The sequence below is a fragment of the Streptomyces umbrinus genome (assembly GCF_030817415.1).
GTDB classification, from domain to species: domain Bacteria; phylum Actinomycetota; class Actinomycetes; order Streptomycetales; family Streptomycetaceae; genus Streptomyces; species Streptomyces umbrinus_A.
Genome location: NZ_JAUSZI010000002.1, coordinates 1,206,072 through 1,220,249, shown reverse-complemented (window position 1 = coordinate 1,220,249; position 14,178 = coordinate 1,206,072). Strand labels below are relative to the sequence as shown.

Annotated in this window: 12 protein-coding genes; 7 read left to right on the top strand and 5 right to left on the bottom strand. The window is 70.9% G+C overall.

Annotation, left to right across the window (positions count from 1 at the left end; genetic code table 11):
- The 5 genes from QF035_RS06190 to QF035_RS06170 all read right to left on the bottom strand — a co-directional run bounded on the left by QF035_RS06190 (nt 1) and on the right by QF035_RS06170 (nt 7,437).
- Entirely contained in the window at nt 1–1,197 is a 1,197-nt protein-coding gene (locus QF035_RS06190) for an ABC transporter substrate-binding protein (RefSeq protein ID WP_307518811.1), read from the bottom strand.
- A 57-nt stretch (nt 1,198–1,254) separates the two neighbouring features.
- Nucleotides 1,255–3,783, bottom strand: coding sequence for an ATP-binding cassette domain-containing protein (locus QF035_RS06185; RefSeq protein ID WP_307518810.1), 2,529 nt, complete (start codon nt 3,781–3,783; stop codon nt 1,255–1,257).
- Nucleotides 3,784–3,795: 12 nt separating this feature from the next.
- Nucleotides 3,796–4,665 (bottom strand): branched-chain amino acid ABC transporter permease, encoded by an 870-nt coding sequence (locus tag QF035_RS06180; protein ID WP_307518809.1) that lies wholly within the window; start codon nt 4,663–4,665, stop codon nt 3,796–3,798.
- Nucleotides 4,666–4,892: 227 nt separating this feature from the next.
- Nucleotides 4,893–6,221 (bottom strand): FAD-dependent oxidoreductase, encoded by a 1,329-nt coding sequence (locus QF035_RS06175; RefSeq protein ID WP_307518808.1) that lies wholly within the window; start codon nt 6,219–6,221, stop codon nt 4,893–4,895.
- 127 nt (nt 6,222–6,348) lie between these two features.
- Nucleotides 6,349–7,437, bottom strand: coding sequence for an NAD(P)-dependent alcohol dehydrogenase (locus tag QF035_RS06170; protein WP_307530913.1), 1,089 nt, complete (start codon nt 7,435–7,437; stop codon nt 6,349–6,351).
- A gap of 75 nt (nt 7,438–7,512) precedes the next feature.
- Here QF035_RS06170 and QF035_RS06165 point away from each other — a divergent pair, with 75 nt between their 5' ends.
- The 7 genes from QF035_RS06165 to QF035_RS06135 all read left to right on the top strand — a co-directional run bounded on the left by QF035_RS06165 (nt 7,513) and on the right by QF035_RS06135 (nt 14,168).
- Nucleotides 7,513–8,313: an SDR family NAD(P)-dependent oxidoreductase gene (locus tag QF035_RS06165; protein WP_307518807.1), complete on the top strand. Its 801-nt coding sequence runs from the start codon at nt 7,513–7,515 to the stop codon at nt 8,311–8,313.
- Nucleotides 8,314–8,436: 123 nt separating this feature from the next.
- Nucleotides 8,437–9,588, top strand: coding sequence for an acyl-CoA dehydrogenase family protein (locus QF035_RS06160; protein WP_307518806.1), 1,152 nt, complete (start codon nt 8,437–8,439; stop codon nt 9,586–9,588).
- A gap of 79 nt (nt 9,589–9,667) precedes the next feature.
- Nucleotides 9,668–10,456, top strand: coding sequence for an enoyl-CoA hydratase/isomerase family protein (locus QF035_RS06155; RefSeq protein ID WP_200394132.1), 789 nt, complete (start codon nt 9,668–9,670; stop codon nt 10,454–10,456).
- A complete protein-coding gene (locus QF035_RS06150) occupies nt 10,441–10,812 on the top strand; it encodes a Zn-ribbon domain-containing OB-fold protein (protein ID WP_307518804.1) in 372 nt (123 codons plus the stop codon). Before QF035_RS06155 ends, QF035_RS06150 begins: the two co-directional genes overlap by 16 nt.
- Nucleotides 10,809–11,957, top strand: coding sequence for a thiolase family protein (locus QF035_RS06145; protein WP_307518802.1), 1,149 nt, complete (start codon nt 10,809–10,811; stop codon nt 11,955–11,957). The genes QF035_RS06150 and QF035_RS06145 overlap by 4 nt, the downstream gene beginning before the upstream one ends.
- Nucleotides 11,958–11,988: 31 nt before the next feature.
- A complete protein-coding gene (locus QF035_RS06140) occupies nt 11,989–13,200 on the top strand; it encodes an acyl-CoA dehydrogenase family protein (RefSeq protein ID WP_307518801.1) in 1,212 nt (403 codons plus the stop codon).
- Nucleotides 13,197–14,168 (top strand): phosphotransferase family protein, encoded by a 972-nt coding sequence (locus QF035_RS06135; RefSeq protein WP_307518800.1) that lies wholly within the window; start codon nt 13,197–13,199, stop codon nt 14,166–14,168. Before QF035_RS06140 ends, QF035_RS06135 begins: the two co-directional genes overlap by 4 nt.
- Nucleotides 14,169–14,178: the final 10 nt, after the last annotated feature.

The window sequence follows — 14,178 nt, the reverse complement described above, 5'->3', positions numbered from 1 at the left end:
TCAGCCGCGCTTCGGCGGTGTGTAGAAGTCGCCCTCGGACGTCCACACCCCGTCCTTCACGACCACTCGCTGCACGCTGCGGGTGCCGAGGTGGTTGGACGGGCTGAAGTTCATGACCGGCGACACCCCCGTGTCCACCTTCGTCGCCTTCTCGTACGCCTTGTTGATCGCGTCGGCCGTGACGGGTCCCTTGATGGTCTTCGCGATCTCCGCGAACACCTTCGCGTTGCTCCAGCCCCACAGCGCGAGGAATCCGGCGGGCTGCTTGGGCTCGTACTTGGCCATCGCGGTCCGGAACTCCTTCACCGCGGGGTCGGAGTCGGAGGGCGCCTTGACCAGCTGCACGGCCTTGAGCCCCTCGGCCGCGTCCTTGGCGAGGGAGACCGTCGACTCCGCGGCGACCGGCGCGTAGGCGTACATGGGCAGCGACAGCCCCTGCAGCTTGGCCTCCTTCAGGAAGGCGGCCGCCTCGGGGGAAGTGAGGATGATGACCACCGCCTGGGTCTTCGCGGCCTTCACCTTGCTGATCACCGGGGTGTAGTCGGTGGTCTGGTACTTGACCGTCAGCCGGTCGACCTCGACCGAGGGATCCCCCTTCTTCGCGACGGGCTCGACCTGCTTGGCCACGTTCACGAACGCGGCCGGGTCACTGTGCACGACGAGGATCTTCTTCGCGCCGTCCTGCACCGTCCACGCCGCGATCGCCGCGGCCTGGTCCTCGTAGAGGGTCTGGGTGCCGAACAGGCCGGGGCGCGGCGGCTCGAACCAGGACTCGTTGCCGCCCACCTCGTTGAGAACCGGAACCTTCGACTGGTTGAGGACGAACGGGAAGGCCGCCTCCGCCTGGGAGGTGCCGTTCGCGTTCACGATGGCCACGACCTTGTCCTGGCCGACGAGTTCGCGTGCGATCTGCACGGTCTGCTGAGGGTCGGCCGCGTTATCCTTGACGGTCCAACGGATCTTGCGGCCGTTGATGCCTCCGGATGCGTTGATCATCTTGAAGTACGCGTCGGCGCCGGCCTTCTGCGGCACGCCGTACGAGGCGGTGGCACCGGTCGTCGGGAGCCACGCTCCGATGTGGATCTCCGACGAGTTGCCGCCGGCTCCTGCGGAGTCCTGCTCCGCGCACGCGTTGGCGGTCAGCGCCACTACGGCCAGGACGGCCGTCGTTCCCGCGGCGCGGCGGAATTTTCTCATTGTCCGGAACACGGTCCACCTCGTTCACAACAGTTCACAACATGAGTTCGGTTCGTTTCACAGTCGAGCGGTGGTCGCGGCGGTCTCCCGGGCGCCGCTGAAGTACGCCGCTTCGGCGAGGGCGGCGAACGACGGGTCCCCGGGCCGCCCCTGAGCGGCGACCGACCCCTCGTGCAGCACGGCCACCTCGTGGCAGACGGACATGGCACGGCTGAGCAGCTGCTCCAGCAGAACGACCGTCAGGCCGTCGTGGGCCAGTCGCACCAGCCGGTCGTACACCTCGTCGACCAGTGCGGGCGCGAGCCCGAGCGCCGGCTCGTCGACGATCAGGACGTCGGGTTTGACGATCAGGGCGCGGGCGATGGCGAGCATCTGCTGCTCTCCGCCCGACAGTCCGGCGGCCGGTACGGACATGCGGTCGCGCAGTCGCGGCGGCAGCCACTCGGTCGTCTCCGCGAGGCGCTCGCGCAGCGGGGCCCCGGTGATGCCCGCCGCGTAGGCCGCCACTTCGAGGTTCTCCCGCAGGGACAGCGTCTTGAACAGCGCCCGTCCCTCGGGCGCCAGGCTGGTACGGACGACGGTCCCGCCCGTCTCCCTGCTGCCGCGCGCGGGCTTCAGCGAGCCGTGCAGGATCCCGGCGAGTGTGCTCTTCCCGGCGCCGTTGGCCCCGGCGATCCCGAGCACGACCCCCTCGCGTACGTCGAGGTCGACGTCCCGCAGGGCGACCACGCCGCCGTAGGTGTGACCGACCCCGCTCAGTCGCAGCACGCTCCGCTCACCGACCCGCTCGGGCAGCTCGGCCCGGCCGCCGACCGTACCCAGGTACGACGACCGCACCTCGGGGTTGTCCAGGACGGTGTCCGGGCTGCCCTCGCCGATGGTGCGGCCGAAGTCGAAGGCCAGCACCCGGTGTGCGACGGAGAACAGGTCGTCGAGCACGTGGTCGATGACCAGCACGGCGGTGCCCTGGGCGTGCAACCGCCTGATCTGCTGTGCCAGGAGGGCCCGTTCGCCGGCGTCCAGGCCGCCGAACGGCTCGTCCAGCACCAGGAGTTTCGGTTCCTCGGCCATCGCACGGGCGAGGTCCAGGCGTTTCTGCAGCCCGAACGGCAGCCCTCCGGGCCGTCGGTCGGCCACGTCGGCGAGGCCGACAGAGTCGAGCAGCCGTGCGACGTCGGCCCGGTCCCGGGCGGTGATCCAGCGGCGCGTGCACAACACGTTCTCGGCGACGGTGAGTTCGGAGAACACCTCCGCGTGCTGGAACGTACGCCCGATGCCCAGCCGGCGCCGCGCGGTCGCCCGAGCCTTGAGCAGGGAACCGCCCGCGAAATCGACCGTCCCGCTCACCCGGCCGTTGCCGGTCAGACCCGACACCGCGTTCAACAGGGTTGTCTTTCCCGCCCCGTTGGGCCCGATCACCGCCAGGATCTCGTCCTGCCGCAGCGACACCGAGGCGTCCTCCAACGCCTTCAGCCCGCCGTACGCGACCGATACGTGCTCCAGGCGCAGCACGACGTCGGCTTCACCTGAGGCCGTGGCAGTGGCCGTTGCTGCGGCCGGTTGCCGCGGTGCGAGGCCGACGGCAGGGGCCGGCTTCGAGGGCGTGGGTGCCGGCCGTCGCCACACGCGCCGGAGCAGCGACCGCAGGGGCGCGCTGAGGAACGGCACCACTCCGCCGGGCAGGAACAGCAGCACCCCGATCAGCACGAGGCCCTGCACGACCGGCTGGGGGAGTCCCACGGCGGACGACAGTGAGGGGTTCCAGGTCAGATAGGCGCCGCCGGCCACCGCGCCGATGATGGTTCCGACCCCGCCCAGCACGCACGCCGCGATGAGCGCGATGCCGAGGTTGAGGGAGAACGGATCCGGGCTGACGAAACCGGTGATGAGCCCGAGCAGTACACCCGCGAAGCTGGTGAACGCGGCGCTCACCGCGAACGCCAGCGCCGACTGCGCTTCGGGCGCGATGCCGATCGTACGGGCCGCCAGGGGATGTGATTTCGCGGCCACCAGCCGCATCCGCAGTCCGGACGCGGCGGCCGGTACCGCCAGCGCGAGCACCACGGCCGCGGCGCCGACCGCGAGGTACTGGGACTCGGAGCTGCCGCCCGCGAGGGTGCCCAGGCCCAGGGAGCTGCGCAGTTGGAGCACCGCGACGCCCTGGTCGCCGCCGGTCACGCTGCTCCAGCGGTTGACCAGCTCCAGCGTCACCATGGTGAAGGCGAGCGTCAGCAGGGCGATGTAGAGCATCGAGAACCTGGCACCCGCGTACCCGAGGAAGCCGCCGAGGACGGTTCCGGTGACCACCGCTCCCAGGATCACCGTCTCCAGCGGCCAGCCGTGGCCACTGCCGTACGCGGCGAAGTAGGCGCCGATGGCGAAGAACGCCGGGTGGCCCACCGACCAGATGCCGGACCAGCCCGCGAGCAGGCCGACCGACAGCACGACGATGGTGTAGATCGCGGCGAGCGCCACGGAGTACATCTGGTACGCCGGGATCGCGCCGGAGGCCATGAAGGCCATGAGTACCGCGCCGGCGGCCGGCCCGAGCGCGGCCTTCGCGAGGAGGGAACGGTTGAAGACCATGGGTACGACCCCTCAGACCCGTTGGAAGGTGCGGGTGCCGAAGATGCCCTGAGGGCGGATCAGCAGCACGAGAACAGTGAACGAGAAGACGAATGTGTCCCGGAGGCTCGCGGAGGCGTAGTTCGCCGCGAGGTTGTCCAGCACGCCGACGGTGAGTCCGCCGACGACAGCGCCGTACATGCTCGTCAGGCCGCCCAGGAAGATCCCGGCGAAGGCGCGGAACAGCGGTGCGACGAGGGCGGTCGGTACCAGCCCCGACCTCGGCGCGTACAGACACGCGGCGAGTGCGGCGAGGCCGAGGCCGAGCGCCCAGGCGATCCGGGCCAGGCGCTGCGCCCCGAGCCCGACGACGCGCGCGGTGTCCGCGTTCTCGGCCACCGCGCGCATCGCGGAGCCGAGCGTGGTGCGGGCGAACAGATAGCCCACGACGGCCATCGCCACCGCGGCGACGGCGATCGTCACCAGGCTCTGGACCGGCAGTGCCGCGCCCGACCAGCTCACCGTGCCGTTGACCAGGTTGGGGAAGGACTTCGGTTCGTCGCCCCAGATCGAACTGGCCACGTTCTCGACCACCAGGGACACGCCCATCGTCACGACCAGCGCGGAGAACAACTGTCCTTGGCCCAGTGGCCTGATCACGGTCTCGCGCACCAGCAGGCCCGCCACGACGGTGATGGTGACGGCCGCGACGATGCCGAGCACCGTCGCCACCCCCTGGTCGCGGAGCGAGACCGCCACGTACAGGCCCAGGGTCGCCAGGGACGCCATCGCGAAGTTCACGACGTCCGTGGCGCGATAGATGATGACCAGGCCGAGTCCCATGAGGCCGTACACGGCTCCGCTGGCCACGCCGCTGACCAGGACCAGCAGAAACTGACTCACGGTCCCTCCTTCTTCGAAGAACTTCGAGATGCGCGTGCGGCGTGTTCGCGCCACGTGCTCGAAAGCCGGGTACGCGGTACTCGCCGCTTAGTAAAGTGAACTCAATTCAGTAAGCTAGGCACTCCGGTGCCGGACGGGCAAGACTCGTGCACGGGATTTGTCGGAGTGCGGGTGATCCGGTGCCTGTCCGGCGCGATCCGCCCGACGGGCAGGCCCTTGGGCGGGCCCTAGCGCAGCGCGGTCCGCGCGGCCGCCAGGCCGAACACGAGCGCGGGGGCGAGGCCGCCCGCGTAGGCGCGCCGGTAGAGCCCGCCCGCGTCCGCGCCCGCCACGAGCAGGCCGGGCACGGTGTGCCGCCCGTCCGCCGCCAGGGCACGGGCCTCGGCGTCGATGAGCAGACCGCCGAAGGTGAAGGTGATCGCGGGGGCGGCCTCGATCACATAGAACGGCGGCTCGTCGAGCGGTTGCCGGTCGAGCAGTCGCCCCGGGGCCGGCTCGCCGCCCCCGCCGACGGTGGCGTTGTACTCCTCGACCCGGTCACGGATCCTGGCGCCCGGGTAGCCCCACTCCTCGGGCATCCACGCGAACTCCTCCAGGCTGTCGGCGACCGCGCTGCGGGCGCCCGCGCGATGGCAGAGCTGGAACTTGTCCACGCCGGGGATGCCCTCCACGTACGACGCGGAGATCCATTCCCGGTGCACGCGCGCGTCGGCGACCAGCAGCCCACGGGCCTGCGGTCTCTCCAGCAGCGCCATGGTGGTCAGATGATCCCCGACGGTCTCGTCGGCGAACCGTTCGCCCGTGAGGTCGAACAGCAGGGCGTGCTCGCTGTAGTAGAGGGCGAGGTCGACGAATCGGGCGGGGTCGGCGAGAGAGACGCCCGCGGGCATCAGATGCCCGTAGAAACCCGCGTCCTTCTTGCCGAACGCGGCCCCCGCCGCGAGACCGAGCGACAGTCCGTCGCCTTGGCTGTGCGGGTTCGCCCGCAGCTCGATGTCCGCGGCCTGGGGGTGTACGTGCTCCGTGCGCAGGCCCGGATCCCCCTGGAATCCGCCGGTCGCGAGCAGGGTCCAGGTGGTGTCGATCCGGCGGATCGATCCGTCCGGCAGCACGCACTGTGCACCTGTGACCGCGCCGTTCTCCGTCAGCAGGGTGCGCGTCGAAGTGGCGGTCAGTACCTCGCCGCCCCGGTCGCGGACCAACCGCTCGCAGGCGTCGAGGTAGTGGTTCGTGTCGAGCTGATGTCCCCGGCCGAAGCCGAGTACGGGCACCGGCGGCCGACATTCCACGCCGAGCGACCGGATCCAGGCCACCGCGTCGGCGAACCCGTCCACCAGGGCCGCGGCGAGTTCCGCGTCGCCGTCGGGGTTGACGCGACGCAATTCATCGAAGGTGGGGGTCGTCCATACGAAACCGGCGAAGCGCGCGGAGCCGCCGGGGCGCTCCGCCTTCTCCACGAGAACCACGGAGCCGCCTTCCGCGGCCACCCGGGCGGCGGCCGAGAGTCCGGCCATTCCGCCGCCCACCACCAGCAGATCCACTGTTCCAACACCCATAGCGGGTCCCACCGCCTAGTCGTGTCGCTGAGTGACCTGAACCCTAATTGAACTCACTTCTGTAGTCGAGAGGTGTGTCGGTACGAGCTTTGACAGGGCTGCTTTCGGCCGGGCAGGGCGGTTCGGATCAGTCGGGGACCAGCACGGTTCGCCCCCGTGTCTGGCCGGAGCGCAGTCTGTCGATCGCCTCCGGTGCGCTCGACAGGGCGAACTCCTCCGTCTCCACCCTGACCACGCCCTTGCGCGCCAGGGCGACGACCTCTTCGAGCTCCGGCCGCGTTCCCCAGAAGGGCAGCGAGATCCGCACCCCGGGAGGCAGTCCGCCGGGCTTGCGCACGGTGAGCTCCCCGCCGCCGCTCCCGACGACGGCCAGCTCACCGCCCGCCCGCAGGGCGCCGACCGCGAGTTCCAGGCTGGAGTGGCTGCCGACGAAGTCGAGCACGGCGTCCACGCCGATCCCACCGGCCTGTCGCCGGAGTACCTCCGCGGTGTCGGGCCGCAGCAGCGTGCCGAAGTGCGCGCCGCAGGCGTCGGCGAGCGCGAGCGCCTCCTCGCGTACGTCCACGGCGAGGACCCGCGCCGATGTCGTGGCCCGCAGGATCTGCACCGCCAGATGCCCCAGCCCGCCGACCCCGATGACGGCCACGCTCGCACCGCCACCGCCACCGCCACCGCCACCGCCGGAGCCGTCGAGTGGCAGCGCCGGCCGGATCCCGGACACGGCGTGATACGCGGTGAGCCCGGCGTCCGACAGGGGCGCCGCCTGCGCGCTGGGCAGATCGCCCACCGGAACCAGCAGTCGCCCGGACGGTACGAGCAGGAAGTCGGCCATACCGCCGTCGCGCCCCAGCCCCACTCCCGTACCGGTCCGGACCGCGTCGAGGTCCGCGCGGCGGTCGCAGTAGTTCTCCGCGCCGGCCGCGCAGCGGCTGCACAGCCCGCACCCCCAGGGGCCGTAGACGGCGACGCGCTCGCCCACCGCCGGACCGGTGGCCCCGGGCCCGAGCTCGGCCACCCGCCCGGCGACCTCGTGCCCGAGAGTGAACGGAGTTCGGTACGGAAGGGCGCCGGGTCGGGCGTCCAGGACGTGGAGGTCGGAGCGGCACACACCCGCCGCCTCCACGCGGATCAGGACCTCATCCGCCCTGGGTGTAGGGCGTGCCACTTCGGTCAGCACCGGTGGGCCGCCCCAGTGCGTCATCCGGACTGCTCTCATCCTGCCTGTTGACATGCGCGAAACGGTAGCAAAAATGAAGTCAGTTCAATAAGTGAGCGGAGGCGGGTGGATCCGATGGACGACGAAGACACGCCACACGGACGCTTCACGGGCAGAGCCGCGCTGGTCACCGGAGCCGGCTCCGGCATCGGCGCGGCGGTCGCCCGGCGACTCTCCGTGCAAGGAGCCGCGGTCTTCGCCGCAGACCTCGACGGCGCCGCGGCCGAAGCGGTCGCCAAGGAACTGTCCGGCGTACACCCGGTGACCATGGACGTCTCGGACGCCGACCAGGTCGACCGCGCGGTCGAAGAGGTCGTACGGGAGCGCGGGCGCCTGGACGTGGTGGTGCACGCGGCCGGAGTCGACGACCCGGAGGCGAAGCAGTGGATCGCCGAGGCGCTGCTCGACGAACGGCCGCCCGATGTCGTCACCCGGCTCGACGGGGCCGCTTGGCGGCGTGTCATGCGGGTCAACCTGGACGGCACCTTCCATGTCCTGCGGGCTGCGCTGCGAGTCATGGCGCCCCGCCGGTCCGGTGCGATCGTCACCGTTGGTTCCTCCTCGGCCTTCGACGCTCCGGCCGGCTATCCGCACTACGCGGCCTCGAAGGCCGGTGCGCACGTGTTGAGTCAGGCCGTCGCCAAGGAGGCGATCGCGTTCGGCGTCCGTGTGAACACGGTGGCGCCGGGGCCCACCGACACGGGGATGGCGGCGCGAACGCCTGCCGCGTTGCGGCAGGATCTGGCCGATCCTCGGGTTCGGCCCTACGCGACGGCTGGGGAGATCGCCGACATCGCGTTGTTTCTGGCCAGTGATGAGGCGGTGAATCTCGTTGGGGCGGTTCTGCTGGCCAACGGGGGGCGGTTCACGGTGTGAGGGGTCCGTGGGGCTGGGGATTCGGATTGCTGCTGCGGGTTGCGTGTGGCTGGTCGCGCAGTTCCCCGCGCCCCTGGAGGGGCGCCCGTGGAACCGGAGTTTGTTTGATCTAGGGAGGTCTGTGTGAATCGCCTCGATGTGGATCCGGCCGTGTTGCTGGAGAGCGAGGAGCGGAGTCAACTGCGGGCGGTTCTGCGGGACTTGTTCGCCGAGGCCTGTGGGTCCGAAGAAGTGCGCAAGCAAGTGGAGAGTCCGCGCGGGTACGACCAGGCGCTCTGGGCTCGGCTCGCCGGGGAGATCGGGGTGCATGGGCTTGCTCTGCCGGAGGAGTACGGCGGTGGGGGCTACACCTTCGCCGAACTCGCCGTGGCGCTGGAGGAGGCCGGGCGTGTGCTGTGTCCGGCGCCGCTGCTGTCGACCGTCGTGCTGGCAGGGCATGCCCTGCTGGGGAGTGGTGATCGGCGGGCCTGTGAGCGCTGGTTGCCCGGGATCGCCTCCGGTGCGGTCACGGCCACGGTCGCCGGGTTCGTGCAGGCCGCCGATGTGACGGCCGAACGCGGGCCCGACGGGTGGGTGTTGCGCGGGGAGGCCGACTTCGTTCCCGACGGCGAGGGTGCCGATTTGCTGCTGGTGGTGGCCCGGGCGCCGGACGGGGAGCGGCTGTTCGCCTGTGAACCGGAGCCACCGCACGGGAAGCATGGCTCGACCTGCGATCGTGCGGCCCGTCGCGTTCTCGATCCCACCCGCCGCCAGGTGCTCGTCCGCTTCCGGGGAACGCCGGCCGAACCGGTCGGTGAGCCCGGGCAGGTGCCCGGAATCGTCGACGCAGTCCTCGACGCCGGGCGGGTGGCGCTCGCCGCCGAGCACGTCGGCGGCTGCGCGCATGCCCTGGACGCCACCCTGGAGTACGTCTCGCAACGAACTCAATTCGGTCGGGCCATCGGCTCGTTCCAGGCGATCAAGCACCGACTGGCCGATCTGCTGGTCGAGGTGGAAGGGGCGCGGTCGGCGTCGGCGTACGCGAGCGCCTGTCTGGCGGAGTGGACCCCCGAGCTGCCCGTCGCCGCGAGCGCCGCGGCGGTGGCGTGCACCGGCGCGTACCGGCTCGCCACGACCGAATACGTGCAGCTCCATGGCGGTATCGGCTTCACCTGGGAACACCCGGCGCATCTGTACGTGCGCCGGGCGAGGGCCGACGAGGCGCTGTTCGGCACGGCCGACGACCACCGGCTGCGGTTGGCGGAACTGCTCGGCCTCACCGGCACTTCGGGCTGAGTGGCGGCTTCCGATCCATTGACAGGGGCATCTACTGCCCGCAGAATCGTACTGAATTCAGTTCAGTTTGGAGGAACTCATGGCAGTCGAAGACGAGATCCAGTTCGAGCGGGACGGTCACGTCGCGCGGGTCTGGCTCAACCGGCCGCACAAGAAGAACTGCGTGACCGTGCCGATCCTCAACCGTCTCGACGAGATCATCACCGAGGTCGACGCCGACCCCGAGCTGCGCGTGCTGGTGCTGCGCGGGCGGGGCAACACCTTCTGCTCCGGGTTCGACCTGGACAGCCTCAAGGCCGACTTCATCGGCAGCTCCACCGCCATCGACGTCGCCGTGCTGTCGGCGAAGGTCTGCGACCGGCTCTACTCGATGAAGACGCCGTCGATCGCGGTCCTCGAAGGCCATGTCACCGCGGGCGGCTTCGAGTTGATGATCTCCTGCGACTTCGCGATCGCCGCGGACGACGCCCTGATCGGCGACTTCCACATCCGCCGCGCGCTGTTCGGCGGGGCGGGGCCCATCTACCGGGTGCCGCGCATGATCGGCGTCCGCAAGACCAAGGAGCTCATGCTCACCGGCAAGCTGCTCACCGGGGTCGAGGCCGCGGAGTTCGGGCTCATCAACTCCTCGGCGCCGGCGGACAAGCTGGACGCCACAGTCGAGGAGTTCTCCGACCAGTTGGTCGACAAGAGCCCGTTCACCATGTGGATCACCAAGATGACCATCGACCGCAGCCTCGACGCCGACATCCAGTCGCTGATGGTCATGGAGCACCTCGCGGTCGGCGTGATGCTCAACTCCGAGGACGCGGCGGAGGGTGTGGCGGCCTTCCTGGAGAAGCGGGAACCGCAGTGGAAGGGCCGCTGAGCACCGCGGCCGACCCCGGGAGCCGGCTCCGCGGCTCCCGGTGCGCCGGTTGCGCGGTGGCCGTCTACCCCGCCGACCCGGCGTGCCCGCGCTGCGGAGGACCGGCCGAGCAGGTCGTTCTCTCCGGTACGGGCACGCTGTGGACGTGGACCGTCCAGCGGTACGCGCCCAAGTCGCCGCCGTACGCCGTCCCTGCCGCCGGATTCGAGCCGTTCGCCGTGGGATATGTCGAACTTCCGGAAGGGGTACGGGTGTTGGCCGTGCTGGACATCCGGCCCGAGGAAGCGGAGATCGGCATGCCGCTGACCCTCTCGGTGGGGGACGGCGTGCCGAGGGCCGTGGGAGCCAGGGCATGAGCGCCGAAGAGGTGCTGGTCTGCGGCGCCGGAATCACCTCCTTCGCCCGTACGGAGGACGACGGCAGACAGCTCGCCGTGCGCGCCGTCCGATCGGCACTCGCCGACGCCGGGCTGCCCTGGTCCCGGGTGCGGGCGGCCTACGGCGGCAGCGACGCGGCAGGCAACGCCGACACACTCGTCGCCGAACTCGGCCTGACCGGCGTGCCGTTCATCAACGTCCGCAACGGCTGCGCCACCGGCGGCAGCGCCCTGGTGTCGGCCGTGGGCGCGATCCGCTCCGGCGCGGCGGACGTCGCCCTCGCCGTCGGCTTCGACAAACACCCGCGCGGCGCCTTCGACCCGCGGCCCGCCGACTGGGGGCTCGACGAGGCATACGGGCGCGACGGGCTCATGGTCACCACCCAGTTCTTCGCCATGAAGATCCAGCGCTACATGCACGACCACGGCATCAGCGCCCGCACTCTCGCACTGGTCGCCGAGAAGGCGTACGCGAACGGGGTCCGCAACCCCCACGCGTGGCGCCGCAAGCCGGTCGAAGCGGACGAGATCCTGGCGTCCGGCATGGTCAACGACCCGCTGACCCGGTACATGTTCTGCTCGCCCGGCCAGGGCGCGGTCGCCCTGATCCTGTGCAACCGTGCGGTCGCCGACGAGCTGGAAGGCATCCCGGTCGCGCTGCGGGCCGCGGTCGTACGGACCCGGCGGTTCGGCTCCTTCGAGGTGTTCAGCCCCTGGGCGCCGCCCGGGACGCCGACCAGCGTGAGCGCGGACGCCGCCCGACTGGCCTTCGAGGAGGCCGGGCTGGGGCCGGGCGACATCGACGTGTGCCAGCTCCAGGACACCGAGAGCGGTGCCGAGGTGATGCACATGGCCGAGTGCGGATTCTGCGAGCACGGCGAGCAGGAACGGCTGATCCCCTCCGGCGCGACCGCGATCGGCGGGGCGCTACCGGTCAACACCGACGGCGGCTGTATCGCCAACGGCGAGCCCATCGGTGCCTCCGGGCTCCGCCAAGTCCACGAGATCGTCCAGCAGTTGCGCGGCAGGGCGGGTGAACGGCAGGTGCCGGGCGAACCGTCGACCGGCTTCACCCACGTCTACGGGGCACCGGGCGTCAGCGCCTGCACCGTGCTGACCCGTTGATCCCGGGACCTGATTCGCCGAAGGGAGGACCATGAGCGAGATCCCCGAACCCGAGGAGTTCCGTGCCGAGGCCCGGCGCTGGCTGGCAGGCACGGCGGAGCAACGCCCCGCACGCCAGGACTGGGACAGCGGTGACGACTCGGTGGCCGTCTTCGAGAACTGGACCGAGACCGAGGAACGTGCGCACACCGAGCGGATACGGGGCTGGGAGCGCACCCGGTACGACCGGGGCTGGGGCGCGCTCGACTGGCCACCGGAGTACGGAGGCCGCGAACTGCCCTCGTACTACGAGCAGTTGTACCGGACAGAGGAGGCAGCCTTCGATGTGCCCCGGCGCACCGAGGTCTTCCCGGTCACCCAGCAGCTCGTCGCCCCCGCGATCCGCATCTGGGGCACCGACGAACAGAAGGCCCGCTGGCTGCGCCCCATGCTCCGCACGGACGAGCTCGCCTGCCAGCTCTTCTCCGAGACGGAGGCAGGTTCCGACCTCGCCGCCGTCCGCACGCGAGCGGTGCGTGAAGGCGACGGCTGGCTGCTGCGTGGTCACAAGGTCTGGACTTCCGGCGCCCGCGTCGCCACCTGGGGCGTCGCCGTCTGCCGCACCGACCCGGACGTGCCCAAACATGCGGGCATCACGGTCTTCCTGGTCCGGATGGACGCGCCCGGCGTGACCGTGCGGCCCATCCGGCAGATGACCGGCGGCTCCAGCTTCAACGAGGTCTATCTCGACGACGTCTTCGTACCGGACGCCGACCGGCTCGGCCCTGTCGGCCAGGGCTGGCGGGTGACGCTCACCGTGCTCGCGGCCGAACGGCTGGACTCGGGAGGCCTCGGACTGGACAACGCCGACCGTGCCCTCCACCTCGCCTGCCGGCTGCCCCGCCCGCTCACCGGCGGTGAACGGCAGCAGGCGGCCGACCTGTTCGTCCGTACCCTCGTTCAGCGGCTCATCGGACTGCGCGTCACGGCAGCCGTGGCCGCCGGCCGTGAACCGGGCGCGGAGGCCTCCGTCGGCAAGCTCCACGCCACCGCGACCATGCGGGCCACCACCGATCTCGTACAGCAGCTCCTCGGACCGCGGCTGGCCGCCGACACGGGGGAGTGGGGCACGTTCGCCTGGACCGAGCATCTGCTGGGCGCCCCCGGTTACCGCATCGCCGGCGGCAGTGACGAGATCCAGCGCACGATCCTGGCCGAGCGGGTGCTGGGACTGCCCAAGGAGCCGAAGGGGGCGGTGAGTTGAGTACCGCGACCGAAGTGACGGAACTCGCCGGACGGGTGCGCGAGCGGCTCGCCGTCAGGCATCCGGGCGTGCCCTTCGGCGAGTTGCGCACATTGCCCGGCGGCCACTCGGGGCTCACCTACTCGATCGCGGCGGGATCGGCCTCGTACGTCGTGAAGGTTGTGCCGCCCGGGCAGCGGCCCGTCGGTCGCAACGACGTGCTCCGCCAGGCCGAGGTGCTGCGTGCCCTCACCGGATCGCCGGTCCCCGTGCCACAGGTGTTCGCCGTCGACGAGCGGGAACCGGCCTGGTTCGCCATGGAGTTCGTGGACGGCGAGGCGGTCGAGCCGGTCCTGGACGAGCACCGGCTCGACCCGGGCCTGTGCCGGACGCGGATGCTGGCCGTGGCCGGGGTGCTGAGGGATCTGCATGGCACGAAGACCGAGGTCACCTCGGAACTCCTCGATCCGGCGGGGGAGTTGGAACGGTGGGGACGCACCATGCGGGCCGTGCCGGAGGATCTCCGGCCGGGTGCGGAGGAGTTGCTGAGCCGCCTCGCCTCCATGGTCCCGGACGGCATGCCCCCCACCCTGACCCACGGTGACTTCAGGCTCGGCAACGTCCTGTGCCGGGGCGAGCGACCCGCGGCCGTCGTCGACTGGGAGATCTGGGGCCTCGGGGACCCTCGCATCGATCTCGGCTGGTTCCTTCTCTTCGCCGACCACCGGAACTTCCCTCAACTGGGCCGCCAGGTCCCGGGCCTGCCCACCGAGGAGGAGCTGCTCGCCGCCTATACGGACGGCCGCACCGAACTCCCCGACCTCGCTTGGTTCCGTGCCCTGGCCCGCACCAAGATGGCCGCGATCATGGGTCACAACCTGCGCAGACACCGCGAGGGCAAGCACCACGACCCCGACCAGGAGCGGCTGCCGCCGACCATCGCGGCGATGATCCGCACGGCGCTCGACATCCTCGCGCAACGGTCTTGAAGGAGCACCA

Excerpts from the sequence above, each read along its gene's own strand:
- QF035_RS06155 (WP_200394132.1), top strand. The coding sequence starts at position 9,668 with ATGGCAGTCGAAGACGAGATCCAGTTCGAGCGGGACGGTCACGTCGCG.
- QF035_RS06165 (WP_307518807.1), top strand. The coding sequence starts at position 7,513 with ATGGACGACGAAGACACGCCACACGGACGCTTCACGGGCAGAGCCGCG.
- QF035_RS06145 (WP_307518802.1), top strand. The coding sequence starts at position 10,809 with ATGAGCGCCGAAGAGGTGCTGGTCTGCGGCGCCGGAATCACCTCCTTC.
- QF035_RS06185 (WP_307518810.1), bottom strand. The coding sequence starts at position 3,783 with ATGGTCTTCAACCGTTCCCTCCTCGCGAAGGCCGCGCTCGGGCCGGCC.
- QF035_RS06190 (WP_307518811.1), bottom strand. The coding sequence starts at position 1,197 with ATGAGAAAATTCCGCCGCGCCGCGGGAACGACGGCCGTCCTGGCCGTA.
- QF035_RS06140 (WP_307518801.1), top strand. The coding sequence starts at position 11,989 with ATGAGCGAGATCCCCGAACCCGAGGAGTTCCGTGCCGAGGCCCGGCGC.
- QF035_RS06175 (WP_307518808.1), bottom strand. The coding sequence starts at position 6,221 with ATGGGTGTTGGAACAGTGGATCTGCTGGTGGTGGGCGGCGGAATGGCC.
- QF035_RS06170 (WP_307530913.1), bottom strand. The coding sequence starts at position 7,437 with ATGAGAGCAGTCCGGATGACGCACTGGGGCGGCCCACCGGTGCTGACC.